The organism is Lentimicrobiaceae bacterium (assembly GCA_023227965.1).
Classification (GTDB): domain Bacteria; phylum Bacteroidota; class Bacteroidia; order Bacteroidales; family JALOCA01; genus JALOCA01.
Map to the genome: position 1 here is coordinate 1 of JALOCA010000017.1, position 16717 is coordinate 16717.

Below are 16717 nucleotides of genomic sequence, written 5' to 3' on the forward strand. Positions count from 1 at the left end.
GACATTTGCCAGCCTTTATGACCATTCCAGTCAATCAAGTTATTCCTGACAGGTTGCTCCTCAGCAGAGCCTGCTTCCGCTTACTTGATAAACAAAACTATTAAATTAAACACAAGGTGAATAAAAATCATGAAAATAAACAGCATCAAAAATGTCCATTAGAGCATTTCGCGTTCAAAACAGCATCATTTTTGTCCATTACGCCTTTTTTCACAAAAGAATAAATAACGTATGCAATAGTAACCGAAAGCAGGATAAAAACGATGATATTTTGTGTCATAACCATAAAAAATGAATGATCCCGGGGCTAGCCCCGAGGTCATTCATTAAATGTATTTTTTACCCCGGCTGAACGGTACAGATAGTCATCGGGATTCCGCTCGCAACAATGCGGAATTTGTAATTCCGCCAAAAGCTAAGAGCCAAAAGCCAAATAATATAAATGGAAACAGAAAATTACAAATTTTTAACTTTCCGAGCAGAATTGCAAATTCCGCTCTTTAATGTTCGACATGCTAAAAAACATTGTTGCAAAAAGGCATCTTCTGTTTTCAGCCATAAACTTTCCCAAAACAATTACTGTTTATACTGCAAATTTATTGTTTAATAATTTTCTGCCGTATTACTTTTGAATCTTTTGTAATTAATTCAACAATATAAAGTCCCGATGGCAGATTTTCGATACAAATTTTATTGTTTACTGGTGTTGTTGATGTCATTGTTTTCCCCTCACTGTCGTATAGATTTATCTTGCCAATCTTTTCTCCGTTAGTAATAGTTATCTCCTGAGTGGTTTGATCATATTGAATGGTAATTTTTGTTGCTGATTTATATTCAGAAATAGAAATGGGCAAACCATCATTAATAACAATATTTGATGGACCGGATTCTCCTTCGGGATTTGTGTAAACTGCCGTGATCCACATTTCGCCTATTGGTCCAAATTCTAATTCATAATACAATTCGGATGTTGATGCAATGATTGTGGTGTCATGTGTCCAATAATTATAGTAATAAATGTTGTAATGATCCAAAGTTGCATTGGTGGTGGTTGTATTAGGTGCAGCCCACGAAAAATTGGAACAATAGGTTGGTCCGGCAACCCAATTGCCTTCACAATATCCTCCCTGGTCAATCATTATATAATTTAACGAATATTCAAAATTAGTAGGCGCCGGAAATTGTGCAAATGTTGTTATCGAAAACATCATTAATAAAATGGTAAAATACTTTTTCATTTGTTATTGATTTTATTTTTATTTATCAGGCTTTTGCCTTATTAAAATTTTAAGAATTTATCAAAAATAATTTTACTATTAAATCCTAAATCTGCAATTTGCAGTCTACAATCTCAAATCTTAAATCTCAAATCCAAAATTACCCCGGGTTTGTCGGTGGAGGATTTTCGTTGCCACTCGTATTATCGCCATACCGGTTTTTATAAATTACTCCCCATTGGCTACATTGTAGGCGATGGGCTGCCGGTTCACTTTTACGAAAATAAAATTCTACTTCGTCCCACAAATCGACAATCAGCTCATCGGCTTCATCGCGGAGCTTCTGAATTTCTTCCTGCTCAGCAGTCAATCCTATTTTCTTATCCGATTGTTGCTTTAGCACGGCTTTAAAATCGTCTAAAGCTGTTTTTACTTCATCAGCCGAGGGCATTGCCATCGAAACTCCACCTTGTGCCATACGGGCAGCTTCGCCATCAATAATAAGCGCTCCCCAATGCAGGATACTATTTACGGAAATGATTACAGGCACATCATTTCCTCCGGCATCGAGTCCGTAAAGGTTGCGATCGGAGGATTTGAACAAACCACGTTCGATACCATTGTTAAGGTTTTGGAAATAATGAGAAATCAGTTTTTTTACTATCTCCTTTTTAATGTCTTTTTGCATTGTTGCCTTGCTGCGCTCCGAAATGGCAAGGTTACGATTGTTATAAGCCGTATTAAATCTTGGTGCAAAAAGTTTGAGATGTTCCATGGTCCCCTTTAAAAAAATCTTTTTGGCGTCTTCTTTTGGTTCGCCCTCCGGGGTAAAGATAAGCCCGTGCATGTTGGTTAATACATTGCTCCGGTCGCCATCGCTGTTGGGATGATAAAGAAAAGGCATAATGAACCTCCTTTTTTAAGTTTGTTTTACATTGGTTAATTGTTTAAGTGATTTAGAAAGAGCAAAGTTAAGAAAAACAAGTAAATTTACAAAAAAAATGTTAAAAAATGTTAAATATTTTATAATCTATTGTATTACTATTAGTTAAAACCAGAATCAATAGTAACATTTTCTTCATGCAAAATGAAAATAAAATAATTATTATCAGGATATTATCTGTAAATGATAAGGTATAAAATATTTTTTAGTTTTTGAACCCCAAAAAATAAAAATATTAAATTTAACATATCGTTCTTTCGCAGGAAAAATGGTCAGTTAAAATTTTATAATTATTCTTTCGCAGTAAAAATAATTGGTTGGAAATCGGAGCATCATTTTTTCGCCGTAAAAATGATCAGTTGAAAATCTAAGCATTATTTTTGTGCAGTAAAAATGACTAATTGAAAATCTAAGCATCGTTTTTTCGCAGTAAAAATGACTAATTGAAAATTAAATATCGTTTTTACCCATCATAAGTATCTGATAATTGATATTTTATACAACTAATCAAAGATTATACCCATAAATTAATCTGAATTCGTATCCGGGCATGACTAACTAATCGAATAATGACCATTCTATTTTCTATAATAAATTTGTATCTTGCATCCTCTTTTTATTTCATTTCAAAATAAAACTACCATGAATAAATTATTTCTTTTTGCAGTATTTTGTCTTCCTCTTTTCATCTCAGCATGTAAAAAGGACGACAATGATGAGGATAACCAGGCAGGCGCTTCTGATTATTATATTACTGATATTTATGAAAACACCAATCGTCCGGGTTTTGTTTTGCTCAATCTGAACGCTTATCAGCAAACAACGGAATATACCTGTGGTCCCGCTTCTGCGCTTACGCTTTTGCATTATTATCATAGGGAAGGAGACGAGATGAGCATTGCTTCGGAGATGCATACCAGCACTTCCACCGGAACTACACCCGAAAATTTGGCAACATGGCTCGGCAATAATGGTTTTATTGTAAATTGGGGCGAAAATGGAACCCTGGAAATGATAAGGCAAAATCTGGCAAACAACACCCCTACCCTTTTGGAATGGAGCGACTGGGGCGGACATTGGGTGCTTGCCGTGGGTTATGATACGCGTAATACCGAAGACCCAATGGATGATGTGATCATTTTTGCCGACCCTTACGACCGGCACGACGACCTTGTGGATGGCATAGACTGGTTTAATGCCCAACGGTTTTATTATATGTGGTACGATGCCTTGCTTTTCGACAGGGTAATGCACCGGGTATATATAACGGCGACTCCTGAAAGTAAATAAGTGCCTAAAATGCCTAAAGTTTGGAGTGCCTGAAGTTTTGGTTTGCTTTCCAATCGCTTGCTAAACGTTTCATTGTTTGATTAAGTACTTTAGACACTCGTAACTTTAGTCCACTCTAAGTACTAATTGCATTTCTAAAGTTAAAGCAACTGCCGAATATTCCTTGCTTAGCAGTTCCGATAGTCATTGGGATTCAGTTAGGCAATTTAATTAGCTAATTAGTTAATTTGCTAATTAGCTAATTATTATTGTTCAATTAAATAATTGCAAAAAAGTATTCAAATAATTTGGATATTTTAAATTTAATATATTTGTGGGCAAAAAGTAAGAGATAAAGTAAAAATAACCACAATGCGGATGTTTACTCGTTACCTGCAAGGCTAAAAAATGCACACAACTTATAGATAATGAAACTATTTACAGTTGATAAAGAAGGAAAATTGATTCAATATAAAGAGCATTCTTTCGGGATTGATAATAAAGAATCTGACCTTGAGATTTTATTAGAGAATAATCCAGAATGCTTTTTTGATGATGGCAAAATTCTTATAATTGGTCGTCAAGTATTGACAAATTTAGGCACTTGGATTGATTTACTTGGTCTTGATAGATTTGGTAATACTGTTGTGATTGAATTAAAACGTGGTAAGACACCACGAGAAACGGTATCTCAATTATTAGAATATGCCTCATTCATTGATAATCTGGATTATGAACAATTGAATCTGATTTATCAAAACTATATCGGCGAGGAATCATCTTTAGAAACATATCATCAAGAATATTTTGATTCCATAGATTCCGATAATGTTGCGTTTAATAAAGCATCAAAATTAATGATTGTCGCACAGGACATAAGTCCTTCGATTAAACAGTCTGCCGAATATTTAAGAAAAAAAGGAATTGATATATACTGCATGGTGTTTAAGTATTTCTTAAATCATGCTTCAGAAAAGATGATTGCTATTGATTTTGTAGTTGGAGAAGATACCTTTATTCGTTCTGATTCAATAAAATCAACAGCTCAATTACCCAAAGTAGATGAAAAGAGATTTTTTGATTCATTGGATTCTTTTGGTAAACCTGTTTTTCAGCAATTATTTGATTTTGCAAGAGCTAATGGATTATTGATTCGTTGGGGTTCAAAAGGATTTTCGATAAACGTTACTATAAATGATGGATTTGTTGGATTATGTTTTGGTTATCCGCCGCAATCAGTATTTAAACAAAGTATTTATACTGGATTTGAGGAGATAAGGAAAAAAGTAAATAATTCAGATTCAATTATCGAGTTGTTTAGGTCGGAATTAGAGAAAACCAATAAATTTATATCGGCAAAATCTAATCTAAAATGGATTGTAGATAAACCTACAGATAATAATGACATTAGTAACTTTTTGATAATTCTGAAATTAATGATAGATAAAATACAAGAAAACGAATTAAAATAAAGCTCAGCAGGTAACAACGGGTCATAAAACATGTCGGTTTTAGTGGGTTTTCGAGCGTTTCATCCCACATCAAGTTTTGTATCGTGGGATACAGACGTAGCCACGCATTCCGGCACGCTTCATACCCGCAGATCGTTAGCGAATGGTATAAAAACCAAACAACATGAAATATTTAGCAATAGATGTTGAAACCGCAAATGCAGATTATTCAAGTATCTGTCAAATAGGAATTGCGGAATTTAAAAATGGAAAAGTCATTGATAAATGGAGCACATTAATAAATCCAGAATCATATTTCGACCCATTTAATATTTCCATTCATGGCATAAAAGAATCTGATGTTAAAAACTCCCCGACTTTTGATAAAATCTACGAGGAAATTAAAAATCGGCTGGAAGAAAAAATTACTGTTCATCACATGCCATTTGATAGAGTTGCATTAAACAGAGTTTGTGAAGAATATCAACTGCCGCCAATAAAAACAAAATGGTTGGATTCTGCTAAAATAACAAGGAGAACATGGGAACAATTTGCCTATAAAGGTTATGGACTAAAAAACATTGCTGACTTTTTAGAAATTAAATTCGAACATCACGATGCACTTCAAGATGCAATTGCAGCAGGTTTAGTAGTTGCAAATGCATGTTTAATTAAAGAAATATCAATTGAAGATTGGTTCCAAAGAATTGGAACAGAAATAAATCGAAAGACTTCAAAATCTAATTATTCAGCATCCGTTAAACGGGACGGTAATTCTGAAGGTTCTCTTTTCGGAGAAAATTTGGTATTTACAGGTGCTTTATCACTACCAAGAAAAGAAGCTGCAGTAATTGCTGCAAAAATTGGGTGCAATATTTTAGATTCAGTTACTCAAAAAACCACAATATTAGTTGTTGGAACCCAAGATTCAACAAAATTAGCTGGCTATGAGAAAAGTTCGAAACATAGAAAAGCAGAAGAATTAATTGAAAAAGGAAATCAAATAAAAATTTTGTCGGAGAAGGATTTCATTAAAATGTGCAATGACGAAGACAAAGAATTAAATCTTGAAATACTAACATCTGAGCTCCCTGCAGAGCGGGAATTTGCAATTCCGCCAGGAATAAAGCGTAATTTATAATAACATTCCAAACAATGCAGCCTGTCTATTTAATTAGCTAATTAGTTAATTTGCCAATTAGCTAATTATTATTGTTCAATTAAATAATTGCAAAAAAGTATTCAAATAATTTGGATATTTTAAATTTAATATATTTGTGGGCAAAAAGTAAGAGATAAAGTAAAAATAACCGCAATGCGGATGTTTACTCGTTGTGGACAAGTAGAAAATGACAATACGAATAGGCACAAAGACCTCCAAAGAAAAAAAAGTTCGAATCGTCTTGACAGAATTAACTAACTATAAATATAAAGTGGAGACCTGATACCACTAAAAAAAGGGGCGTTACCGAAAAGCCTGAGAGTAGGGTAATTTTTTAAAATAAATATATGGAAAAGTCAAAAGTAGACATGTTTATCGGCATGAATGCCGAGAATTTTAATCCACAAGATATTATGGTTATTAAGGAAAGACTTGAAAAAATGGATGATGATAAATTTTATCTAATTCAATGTACAGAATTTCAAAAACCATCAATAATTTTAATTATTGCAATTCTATTAGGGTGGGAAAGATTCTGGTTAGATGATATGGGACTTGGAATTGTAAAAATACTAACTTGTTATGGTTGCGGTATTTGGTGGCTAATAGATATTATTTCAGCAAAAGAACGCACAAAAAAATATAATTTTAAAATATTTGTTCAAAAAACATCTTTTTTATAGATTGGATTTTAATATAATAAGAAAGCAAGTTGAAAAATCATGCTTTCTTATTTATTCGAAACTATTAGGGTTAACTATCTTCCCTTTCTTATTATATCTCGTTCCTCTTTACTGGTTGAATAAGCAACATTCAATATGTTTGATTAAAAATATTTTTGGAGTTGAATGTTATGGTTGTGGAATAGCTCGAGCAATAATATCTGCAATTCAATTTAATTTCGTAAGTGCTTATGAGTATAACCATCTAATAATAATTGTTTTGCCTATTTTAATATATCTATGGGTTAAGATGATTATTAACACCATAAAACAAATAAAAGAAAACCTGCCCATAACAAATCGCTAAACCCTATGCTCATAAGCCTTAATCGCTTCCGCGATTTATTGAGCAATCGCATAGTGTATAGCGGCCAAGCGTTGGCGGAAATATTAAAAAAATCAGACAGCGATGAATGGATATGATAAATTGATTATTGCATGTGATAAAAGCATAGATTTTTATACAAATCATTTGACATCCCTCGCTGAGCAGTTCCGATAGTCACTGGGATTCCGTTAGGCAATTTAATTAGCTAATTAGTTAATTTGCAAATTAGCTAATTATTATTGTTCAATTAAATAATTGCAAAAAAGTATTCAAATAATTTGGATATTTTAAATTTAATATATTTGTGGGCAAAAAGTAAGAGATAAAGTAAAAATAAACTCAATGCGGATGTTTACTCGTTAGGGGCAAGTTTAATAAGAAAACCTACATGAAACATAAATTAGTTAAAAGAAATAAGAATACTATGAAAAATGGACTGCTTCAATTAAGAAACAGCCCACTTTTTTACCCAACTTTAGTCCACTTAGTTCCGTGGCATTTCGGGCATGGAGGCAATACATCAGAATTATCATCCAATCTGATTACTTCGCCACACTTTACGCATTTGTACAAACCCTTTCCGGGCTTTTCACCTGTTTTGTACATAAATTTACTTTTTAAAAAGTTAATAAAAACATTAATACTACTAACTGCGTTTTTTCACCGGACCAACTTTAACTTTTTCAGTTACAGTTGTCTTCGGTCTTTTAGCAGCTTCTTTAGAAGGGACAAACTTTCCGCTTCCTGCATCTCTAACACGAGTAGAAGTTTTACTCATAAGCTCGAATTTTTAAAATTAATACTATGCTTTCATCTTAAAGGGCTGAAAGCTTACCCCCAAAAGAATTTTATCCGTAAAAAGTTTGTAAATTACATTACCAAGTTTGGACAAAACGTGGTCTTTCCCATTTACTATTTGGACTTTTTCCCAAACCTCGTATTTTTTTTGTTGATACGACATAATCACTAATTTTTAAAGTTTTATATTAGTATATGCTGAAAAAAGAAAACAAATTTCCATTGCATGGAAAAAAAAATAAAAAAAATAGCATTTATAAATAGATGGATGATAAAGACAAAATATTAGCAACAACTAATGAACTGCGAAAAGCTGTTCAAGAAGTTTTTACTCCTGAATTCAATAAAATATTGATTAAATACTCGATATATAAAATAAATACAAAATTTAATATCAAGTATGATTTGAACAGAGGTTTAAGAGGAATAATGGTCGAAGATATAATATCGGAATTAATGCTTTCCTTCGTTCGAAATGATGGTGGAAGAAATTGGAACAAGACGGAATTCCCAGATTTTAAAGACCAAATATTCAGTGCTCTTGATAGTCAAATCTTTAATACAATTGAAAAAGAATATAGCAAAACAATTCAAACGAATTCTGACATAGAAAAACAAAATGATGTACTTATGGAGGATAACCATTATGATGAACTTCTTCAATACTCGCTTGATTTTTTAACTAAACTAGGTGCATCAGATGATGAAATTCTCCTGTTTGAACCTTATATTATTCATAAAATGAAAAGAGCAGATATTGCAAAAGAATTTGGAATCACAGAACAAGAAGCAACCAATATAAAAAAGAAATTAGATAGAAAGATTCCTGTATTACGTGAACAATTTAAAGAACTATAACGATGAAAAATGAATTAATAAATAAAATGGATGACTACATGATATCTGCCTTAAAAAGTGGAGATAGTTCGACTATTGATTCTTTTTTAGAAAGTTATGGGTATGACATTGAAGTCATTAACAATATTGCAGATAAGAGTTTTAAACAGATTACTTTTTCTTTAAGGGGACAATTAAATTCACAGAAAGATGAGATTTTGTTAGAGAAAGTGGCTAAATATTTTCAAGACGCAATTAATAAGAACATTGAGAAGCCAATAAGTTATTTGAGAAATCTTGTTGACTCAAATCAACTGGCTTTTGGTCACAGAAATTTAGAAAAACTGACCTCTGACGATATAAAAGAATTAATCAAGGACCATAATTTATTAGATATTCTTGAGAAACTTGAAAATGATGAAGAACTCTAAAGGTAGCTTAATGGCAAAAAGACTACTATCTGATATTGGATTTGATGAGATTACTCATTTATCAATGAAATTATTTGTTTCTGGTTTGGGAGCAACCCTTGTTGAAGAAGAATTACAAAATTCAGATGGCAAGATTGTTAGAGGTAAAACAAAGACGTTAATAAAAGTAAATTCTCAAATTCCTTATGAATCCAAAAAACGTTTTACCATTGCCCATGAAGTTGGTCATTTTCTAATGCATGAAAAGATTGAAGTACACAATGAAAACTCAAACACATTAAACTGGTTTGTTAGCACAGAAACCCAGTTAAAAAAAGGCTTGCAGGAATGGGAAGCTAATGATTTTGCATCTGAATTGCTTATGCCTGAACAAATTTTCCGAAATGAAACTCTTGGCAAGTCCTTTTCTCCAGACTTAATTAAATATTTATCTGAAAGATTCAAAACTAGCATAACTTCGACTGTATTTAGATGCTTACATCTTGACATTCATCCATTACTTGTTGTTTTTATCTATAATGGAACAGTTAAATATTGGGATAAAACTTCTAATTGGAATTATTGGATAAAGGATATTACTAAGTTGGCTCCCCCTGATGATTCAGTTGCAATGGAATATATTAATACAGACTATGAATTTATTTATTGTGGAAAAGAAAAGGCTCAACTTATATCAAAATCAACTTGGTGTAATTTAAATAAGTACGATGAGGATACTGATTTTTTTGAATATTGCATTCCTACAAAACAGAATAAAACAATAATTAGTGTAATATGGGAAAAGTAATATTTGACAAAGAAAGTAATATTAAAAATAACAACAAAGAACATCAGGTGGTAATCGAGTAGACTGCCCCGCCAGCTGAACTGACGGGGAGAGCCTCCCGGCTGAGCGGTCCCGATAGTCATCGGGATTCTGTTAGGCAATTTAATTAGCTAATTTGTTAATTTGCAAATTAGCTAATTTTTATTGTTCTGGTTAATAATTGCAAAAAAGTATTCAAATAATTTGGATATTTTAAATTTATTATATTTGTGGGCAAAAAAACAAGAGATAAAGTAAAAATAACCGCAATGCGTATATTTACTCGTTATGTGCAACCCTTGTAAAGAAAATACGAGCAGAGAAAAGCGAACCTTGACAAATAAAAATAGACATATTATTCAATGAAAAAAGCAATCTTGACTGTTGTACTTCTGGTTTTATCAAACACCTTTATGACATTTGCTTGGTATGGACACCTAAAATTTAAACAAATGAGTTGGTTTAATAACTTAGGTTTGGTTAGTATAATTTTGATTAGTTGGGGGATTGCACTTTTTGAATATTCCTTTCAAGTTCCAGCAAACAGGATTGGGTTCAACGAAAATGATGGACCTTTTAATCTTTGGCAATTAAAAGTCATTCAGGAAGTAATTACTCTGACAGTATTTACAGCATTCATGATTATTTTTTTCAAGAATGAACCATTTAGAATCAATCATTTAATTGGTTTTTGTTTTTTAATTCTTGCAGTATATTTTATTTTCAAAAAGTGAATGGATTTGCCCGGCTGAACTGCCCCGATGGTTATCGGGATTCTGCTCGCAATAATGCTGAATTTATAATTCCGTAGAATAAAAAAGAAAAAAACGTTATAAAACAAATGAAAACAGAAAATTATAAATTTTCTAACGTTCCGAGCGGAATTTGAAATTCCGCTCAGCAGGGGAAATTGGCAATGACGACTCAATATTGATTTAAAAAATAGCAAGATTATTGATGATATAATGATTAAAAACATTGATGAAGACTAAGTTGGAACATATCTTGACTCATTCATACAAAGCGGACATGATTTCCTACATGAAGTCTCATCCTGAAGATTTTGATGAGCTCATAAAATTAGCCATTGCAGATAAACAACCCTATTCATGGAGAGCCGCATGGTTATTGTGGAGTTGCATGGATAAAAATGACCGACGGATACATAGATACGCAGAAAAAATAATTGATACATTACCAACAAAATGCGATAACCAGTTGAGAGAATTATTGATAATTCTACAACGAATGGAATTAAATGACGATTACGAAGGAAAGTTATTTGACATTTGTGTAAATATCTGGGAAAAGATAGGAAAACAGCCCTCTGTTCGATATAATGCTTTTAAGTTGATAGTCAAAACTGTAAAAAATCATCCTGATTTATCTAAAGAGATTATCTTTATGACAGAATCTCATTACATGGATTCTCTATCAGATACCGTAAAAAAGTCTATTTTTAAGATGACAGCGGGTCTAACATAACGAATGAACAGTAGATGATAGCAATATATGGACAAAATAAAAAAACACGACAGCTAACACAGTGTATACATCATGCGGGTTTCAGAGCAATTTACAAGTTCAGAACTCGCTGACAAGGAAAGTAACGGTAGATAGGAAAGTGGCCACGAACTCCCCTCGTTGAGCGGAAAATGTTTTTCTGCCTCAGCCGGGTGGTTTTGGTAAGGAGTCCGGTGGTTTTTTACATCCTCTTTTTTCCACCAACGGTATCAAAATGCTGTCTTTGATATGCGAATGTACATTCAGGTCGGATTCCATTTCAAACAGACTAAAAAGGAGTTTCCGCCTGATTACCGGGTCTTCCTTTTGCGGAAGGTAGCGGATAAGTATGTTTTTGATGTCGTTCAGTTTTTCCTCTATATCGTTGTGATGTTCTTTATACTCCGTTACCGAGTAGTTATTGTCGGTGCCGGCGGTAGCCTGCCCCTTTATTTTTTGATACAGATCAATGATATACGGGAAAACGATTTCGTCTTCATAGTTTAGATGTTCTGTTATTTCGTTTAAATAATCTTTAAAAAAGCTTTTCACCATCTGGGTTTCCGGCTGGTTGTTCTGCTCGCACATCAGGCGGATATAATGTTCAATCTTAGGGCATTTTTCTTTAAGATAATAAACATGGCAGTTCTTAAGGTAGCGAATGATTGTTTGTAAATCATCGTAGTCATGTTCCGGAATATATTTTATACCGTTATACAGGTTGGCGAAAGCAAGAAACACCTCTGTGCTGATTTGGTTTTCATCACATAATTCCTTAATGGTTTTATCATAAACCATAAACCATTAGATTTATATCAAAATGTTCGAACATCAATAGAATATAGTGGTTTTGGAAGATAATTTCCTGCATCTTCATCCCCGGCAGGATGGGTATTTGTTTTTTTAGTTGCATAAGGCTGAGTAGCTAATTCGTTGAAAATGGTTCCGCTAACGTAAAAACACTACAGCAAAGATAAATGTTTACACTCAATAAAATATCGGTAATACAAATTGATTTTTTCATCTATATTTACGCGCTAAAGTTTTACTAATTAAGTATAATTTACATCATATAAATAGCATAAATCACATGAGTATGAAAACGAAATCTTTATTATTGTTTGTATTGGTATTAATGTTTTCTGTTGGGTTGTCATCCTGTAAAAAAGATGACTCTTCATCCTTGAAAGTAGGATTGGTAACCGGTCTGGGCGGATTAAACGACGGTGGATTTAACGATCAGGCATTTGTAGGATTGATGGCTGCTAACAATGCCGAATCCATCCGGTGGGAAGTAAAAGAAAGCTACGACGAAGCACAAATTGCGAGTAACATCAAATATTTTACCGATAATAAATTCGATGTGATTATTACCCTTGGATACAATGCTTCGCAGTCCACCCTGGAGGCGGCAGAAGCGTTTCCCAAAATAAAATTCATCATCCTTGATTATTCGTTCGAAACTATTCCTGATAATATAACTTGTATTACGTATAAAGTAGATCAGGCATCCTTTCCCTGTGGGTTTCTGGCAGCTTATCAGGCGTGGCAAAAAAATCAATCCAATCCGGCAGTAGGTTATGTTGCAGGTCCAAACATTCCCGAAATACAACAGTTTACCGTAAGTTTTGCCAAAGGGGTTGAATTTTTTAATACAAAATATAACCAGTCAGTAACAGTTTCCGGTGCCAATGCTACCAATTTTAACGATACCTTGCAGGGTGCCCGTATAGCCGATAGCCTGATTCAGCGGGGAGCAGAAGTGATATTTGCATGTGCCGGGAAAACCGGAAACGGAGCCTTGTATAAAGTAAAAGAAGCTTCCAAGACAGGAATAGGGGTGGATACCGACCAGTTTTATTCCATTCCACTGGTGGGACCTTACCTTCTTACTTCCTGCATGAAGCGGCTCGATGTAGCGATTCTTTCGGAAATTACCAGCATCCATAACGGGCAGTTCCATGGCGGACAAGTTTTTTCGTTTGATCTTGCCAATGAGGGTGTGAATGTGGCTCCATATCATAATTATGAAACAATGCTACCCGATAGTATCAAACAAAGTGTTTTGGATATAAAAACAGGGATTATTAATGGAACAATACTTACCGGGTGGACAAAATAACTCCTGGGAAAAGTCAGACTCAGCTAAACATTTTCTTTATGGATATTGTTATTTGTACAGATAAAAATGTTTCAATAATCCTTAAAAAATAAAAATGGCTACAATTACCTTACAAGGAAACCCGATACATACTTCGGGCGAATTACCTAAAACCGGAACCATTGCACCCGGCTTTGAACTAATAAAAAATGACCTTTCCAAAGCTTCTTTGAAGGACTTTCTGAAAACAAAACTCGTGCTAAATGTTTTTCCAAGCCTCGATACAGGAACCTGTGCTGCTTCGGTAAGAAACTTCAATAAAAAAGCAGCAGGACTAATCAACACTAAAGTGCTGTGCATCTCACGCGATCTGCCTTTTGCCCAGGCACGTTTCTGTGGTGCCGAAGGCATCGAAAATGTAATCACCCTTTCCGATTTTGCCACCGGCAAGTTTGGAAAAGATTACGGACTGGAAATTGCAGATGGTCCACTGGCACATCTGCATTCACGTGTTGTAATAGTGCTTGACGAAAATGCAAAGGTTCTCTATACGCAACAGGTTCCTGAAATCGTGAACGAACCCGACTACGATGCAGCATTGGCGGTATTATAAAATTTTTCGAGGATTCTTACTGTTTCCCGCTTTTATCCTGCCCTGTTTTCATTTCTTTTTCCATTTCTATTTTACCCAGGCGAAGGGTTATACCGGCTGTAAGATAACGCGTAACCTGTTTGTTACTACTGCTTCCGGAATAAGTGGGCGTGCTGGTAGTTCCCTTGGTTTTTTGCCAGTCGAAAATATCCTGTACTCCCACGTTTACCGATAGTTTGCGGTTAAAAAAATCGGAGCGGATACTGGTATTAATGTAATATACAGGGTCGCTTGAACCAACCAAAGATTTATTTTCAGAACGGTAAATCCCCGTTATCTGCCATTTGACGGTTTTAACAATGGTAAGGTTGCAACTCAACTTTCCATCCCAGGAAAAATTATCGCGATCAATATCATACGATGATGTATCAGAAGTTTTCATGTGTGCCGATATCTTTAAATTATAAAGATTAGCATTTGCCATCAGGCTGATAAACTTCGCAGGCTGGTAATTGGCAGTGATTTCGCCACCTGTAAAGGCATTGGTTCCGGAATTGGCATAGGTAGAATATAATGTATTCCGGTTAAGCACAGTATCATAAACGCTGGTAGTATAATAGGTAATATCTTTATCGGTGTAACGATGGTAAAGTGATACACTGAACGAACCTCCCTTTTTAAAATATTTGGCATAACCTGCTTCAAATGAATTGGTGTACGATGACTTCAGGTTGGGGTTCCCTCCATAAATCCATTCCACATCAGAATAGTCAATATAAGGATTTAACTGGTAATCGGGATACTCAACCCGACGGCTGTAACTTAATGTAAAATTGTCCATGCCTTTGGTTGAATAGCTCAGGTGTAACGAAGGATATAAATTAAAAAAATCGCGGGTAAACTGGCGGTTCATGCTTATGGAATTCAAATGGTATTCTTTGTACTCCGACCTTACACCTATCTTATAACCCACTCCCCACAATTTCCCGTTGTACGACACATAAGCATTCACGTTTTTATCGTTATCTTTATACCTATCACTGATTTGTTCATCGAAATGCCATGTATTAGTAAGAAAATCAAGACTATCTGTCATGTTCATATCTTTAGAATGGGAGGTACTGGCATTAATACCAGCCTCTATCGAAGTACTGTCGTTGATAGGGTAAGTATAATCGCTATTTAAATTTACAGAGGATGAGGAGTTTTGTGGATAGTTTCTCCGCATTTTATTATTCATTGTTTCAACAGTATAAATCTGACTTGAATTACCTTCGGGTGAGCTATCCCAGCCCCAGCCGTACAGATCAATATTTAGTTTATGTCCTTTGTCATTAAAATTATGGTTAAACGACGATCCGGCATAATAACTGGTTTGACCGCCGTAGTCATAATCATTGAGGGATTGAATACTGTCCCATATATTTGTTGAAAAATCATTTTTATATGCCGTGCTTTTGTAGGAATATTTACCATTATACAAACTACCTCCTGTATATACTTCAATAGTACTTTTCTTCGACAACTGATATTCAGTGTTTAGGTATAAATACGACCAGGCGCCATCGTAATTGCTTTTACCTTTATTGCGGTATTCATACAAAGGTGAAGTGCCATTTTTTATAATATTTTCGCTATGTGAATCATTTTTCCCTTTCCAGTAATTATGTGTAGCATACATATTAATTTTCCATTTTTCATTTGACCACAGGAACGACATCCAGGGAGCATATCCTGGCTTTGTACTCCCGTTAAGTCCCAGACTGAGGAAATAGTCTTTTTTATCTTTTCCTTAGTTATGATATTGATGATACCGCCGGTACCGCTTGCCGAATATTTGGCTGAAGGATTGGTGATAACCTCAATACGTTCCAATGCATTGGCAGGAAGCTGTTGCAGGTAACTTTTCAGCCCGTCAGTGCTTAAGCGCGAAGGTTTGTCGTTTATCCAGATTTCCACATTAGAAACACCACGAAGGGTAACATTACCCTCCAGATCAACCCAAACACCGGGCGCATTTTGTAGTGCATCATTTGCTACCCCTGATTGTATGCTTATATCTTCGTTTACATTATAAATCTTTTTTTCGGCATTATACTGATAAACCGGTTTCTGTGCCTGTATTTCCACTGCATTCAACTGTTGGGTGGAAGGCGTTAGCCGGAAAATACCAAATGAAATTTTTTGAGATACTCCATTCACACTTACCGGCAGTAAGGGCGGGTTGTAGCCTACGTATGAAATTCTAGCAAAATAATTTCCTGCCAGTATACCCTTTATCTCAAAATATCCTTTTTCGTCGGTAGTAGTCCCTTTTACAAAGGTTTTGTCTGATTCTTTAAGTATGCCTATGTTAGCATAAGAAAGTGGTTGCCCGCTGATACTGTCAATAATAGTTCCGCTGATTTCGTATTTTGGGGTATCCCCCCTGGAAGATTGTGCAAAAACGTTAGATGAAATTACAAAAAACGAAAGGAGAAGATAATAAGTGCAAAATGTTTTCATTATGTTTTGATATTTTAATAAATAACTATAATTTTGAAAGTTTAGTATTTTAG

The 16717-nt window shown here is 34.3% G+C and carries 18 protein-coding genes; 11 read left to right on the forward strand and 7 right to left on the reverse strand.

Features of this window, described 5'->3' with window-relative positions; all coding sequences use genetic code 11:
* Window positions 1–596 precede the first annotated feature (596 nt).
* Window positions 597–1238, reverse strand: a complete 642-nt coding sequence (locus M0R21_07170) for a T9SS type A sorting domain-containing protein (protein MCK9617602.1) — start codon at window positions 1236–1238, stop codon at window positions 597–599.
* Window positions 1239–1377: 139 nt separating this feature from the next.
* Window positions 1378–2121 carry a hypothetical protein gene (locus tag M0R21_07175; protein MCK9617603.1) on the reverse strand — a complete coding sequence of 248 codons (744 nt, stop codon included), beginning with the start codon at window positions 2119–2121 and terminating at the stop codon, window positions 1378–1380.
* A gap of 681 nt (window positions 2122–2802) precedes the next feature.
* Here M0R21_07175 and M0R21_07180 point away from each other — a divergent pair.
* The 4 genes from M0R21_07180 to M0R21_07195 all read left to right on the forward strand — a co-directional run bounded on the left by M0R21_07180 (window position 2803) and on the right by M0R21_07195 (window position 6725).
* The gene (locus M0R21_07180) at window positions 2803–3450 is read left to right on the forward strand and encodes a C39 family peptidase (GenBank protein MCK9617604.1); all 648 of its coding nucleotides are present in this window, start codon (window positions 2803–2805) and stop codon (window positions 3448–3450) included.
* 407 nt (window positions 3451–3857) lie between these two features.
* Window positions 3858–4901: an endonuclease NucS gene (locus M0R21_07185; GenBank protein MCK9617605.1), complete on the forward strand. Its 1044-nt coding sequence runs from the start codon at window positions 3858–3860 to the stop codon at window positions 4899–4901.
* Window positions 4902–5064: 163 nt separating this feature from the next.
* The gene (locus tag M0R21_07190; GenBank protein ID MCK9617606.1) at window positions 5065–6021 is read left to right on the forward strand and encodes an exonuclease domain-containing protein; all 957 of its coding nucleotides are present in this window, start codon (window positions 5065–5067) and stop codon (window positions 6019–6021) included.
* A 368-nt stretch (window positions 6022–6389) separates the two neighbouring features.
* On the forward strand, window positions 6390–6725 hold the full coding sequence (locus M0R21_07195; GenBank protein ID MCK9617607.1) for a TM2 domain-containing protein: 336 nt from the start codon (window positions 6390–6392) through the stop codon (window positions 6723–6725).
* A gap of 832 nt (window positions 6726–7557) precedes the next feature.
* Here M0R21_07195 and M0R21_07200 read toward each other — a convergent pair.
* Both M0R21_07200 and M0R21_07205 read right to left on the reverse strand, forming a co-directional pair.
* On the reverse strand, window positions 7558–7698 hold the full coding sequence (locus tag M0R21_07200) for a zinc ribbon-containing protein (GenBank protein ID MCK9617608.1): 141 nt from the start codon (window positions 7696–7698) through the stop codon (window positions 7558–7560).
* Between the two features lie 196 nt (window positions 7699–7894).
* Window positions 7895–8053, reverse strand: coding sequence for a hypothetical protein (locus M0R21_07205; protein MCK9617609.1), 159 nt, complete (start codon window positions 8051–8053; stop codon window positions 7895–7897).
* 101 nt (window positions 8054–8154) lie between these two features.
* Between M0R21_07205 and M0R21_07210 the strand changes: the two genes are divergently transcribed.
* From M0R21_07210 to M0R21_07230, 5 genes are all read left to right on the forward strand, one after another.
* A complete protein-coding gene (locus M0R21_07210; GenBank protein MCK9617610.1) occupies window positions 8155–8748 on the forward strand; it encodes a hypothetical protein in 594 nt (197 codons plus the stop codon).
* Window positions 8749–8750: 2 nt separating this feature from the next.
* A complete protein-coding gene (locus tag M0R21_07215; protein ID MCK9617611.1) occupies window positions 8751–9158 on the forward strand; it encodes a hypothetical protein in 408 nt (135 codons plus the stop codon).
* Window positions 9145–9945 carry an ImmA/IrrE family metallo-endopeptidase gene (locus tag M0R21_07220; protein ID MCK9617612.1) on the forward strand — a complete coding sequence of 267 codons (801 nt, stop codon included), beginning with the start codon at window positions 9145–9147 and terminating at the stop codon, window positions 9943–9945. Before M0R21_07215 ends, M0R21_07220 begins: the two co-directional genes overlap by 14 nt.
* Before the next feature lie 380 nt (window positions 9946–10325).
* Complete coding sequence (locus M0R21_07225; GenBank protein ID MCK9617613.1) at window positions 10326–10697, forward strand: DMT family protein; 372 nt, start codon at window positions 10326–10328, stop codon at window positions 10695–10697.
* 244 nt (window positions 10698–10941) lie between these two features.
* Window positions 10942–11448, forward strand: a complete 507-nt coding sequence (locus M0R21_07230) for a hypothetical protein (protein ID MCK9617614.1) — start codon at window positions 10942–10944, stop codon at window positions 11446–11448.
* Window positions 11449–11631: 183 nt separating this feature from the next.
* Here the strand turns inward: M0R21_07230 and M0R21_07235 are convergent, their stop codons facing one another.
* Window positions 11632–12264: a hypothetical protein gene (locus tag M0R21_07235; GenBank protein MCK9617615.1), complete on the reverse strand. Its 633-nt coding sequence runs from the start codon at window positions 12262–12264 to the stop codon at window positions 11632–11634.
* A 298-nt stretch (window positions 12265–12562) separates the two neighbouring features.
* Between M0R21_07235 and M0R21_07240 the strand changes: the two genes are divergently transcribed.
* Window positions 12563–13588, forward strand: a complete 1026-nt coding sequence (locus tag M0R21_07240) for a BMP family ABC transporter substrate-binding protein (protein ID MCK9617616.1) — start codon at window positions 12563–12565, stop codon at window positions 13586–13588.
* 94 nt (window positions 13589–13682) lie between these two features.
* Window positions 13683–14180, forward strand: coding sequence for a thiol peroxidase (tpx, locus tag M0R21_07245; protein ID MCK9617617.1), 498 nt, complete (start codon window positions 13683–13685; stop codon window positions 14178–14180).
* Window positions 14181–14196: 16 nt separating this feature from the next.
* On the opposite strand, the gene M0R21_07250 is transcribed toward tpx, so the two are convergent.
* Window positions 14197–15840: an outer membrane beta-barrel family protein gene (locus tag M0R21_07250; GenBank protein ID MCK9617618.1), complete on the reverse strand. Its 1644-nt coding sequence runs from the start codon at window positions 15838–15840 to the stop codon at window positions 14197–14199.
* Window positions 15780–16664, reverse strand: coding sequence for a TonB-dependent receptor (locus tag M0R21_07255; GenBank protein ID MCK9617619.1), 885 nt, complete (start codon window positions 16662–16664; stop codon window positions 15780–15782). The genes M0R21_07250 and M0R21_07255 overlap by 61 nt, the downstream gene beginning before the upstream one ends.
* Window positions 16665–16717 lie beyond the last annotated feature (53 nt).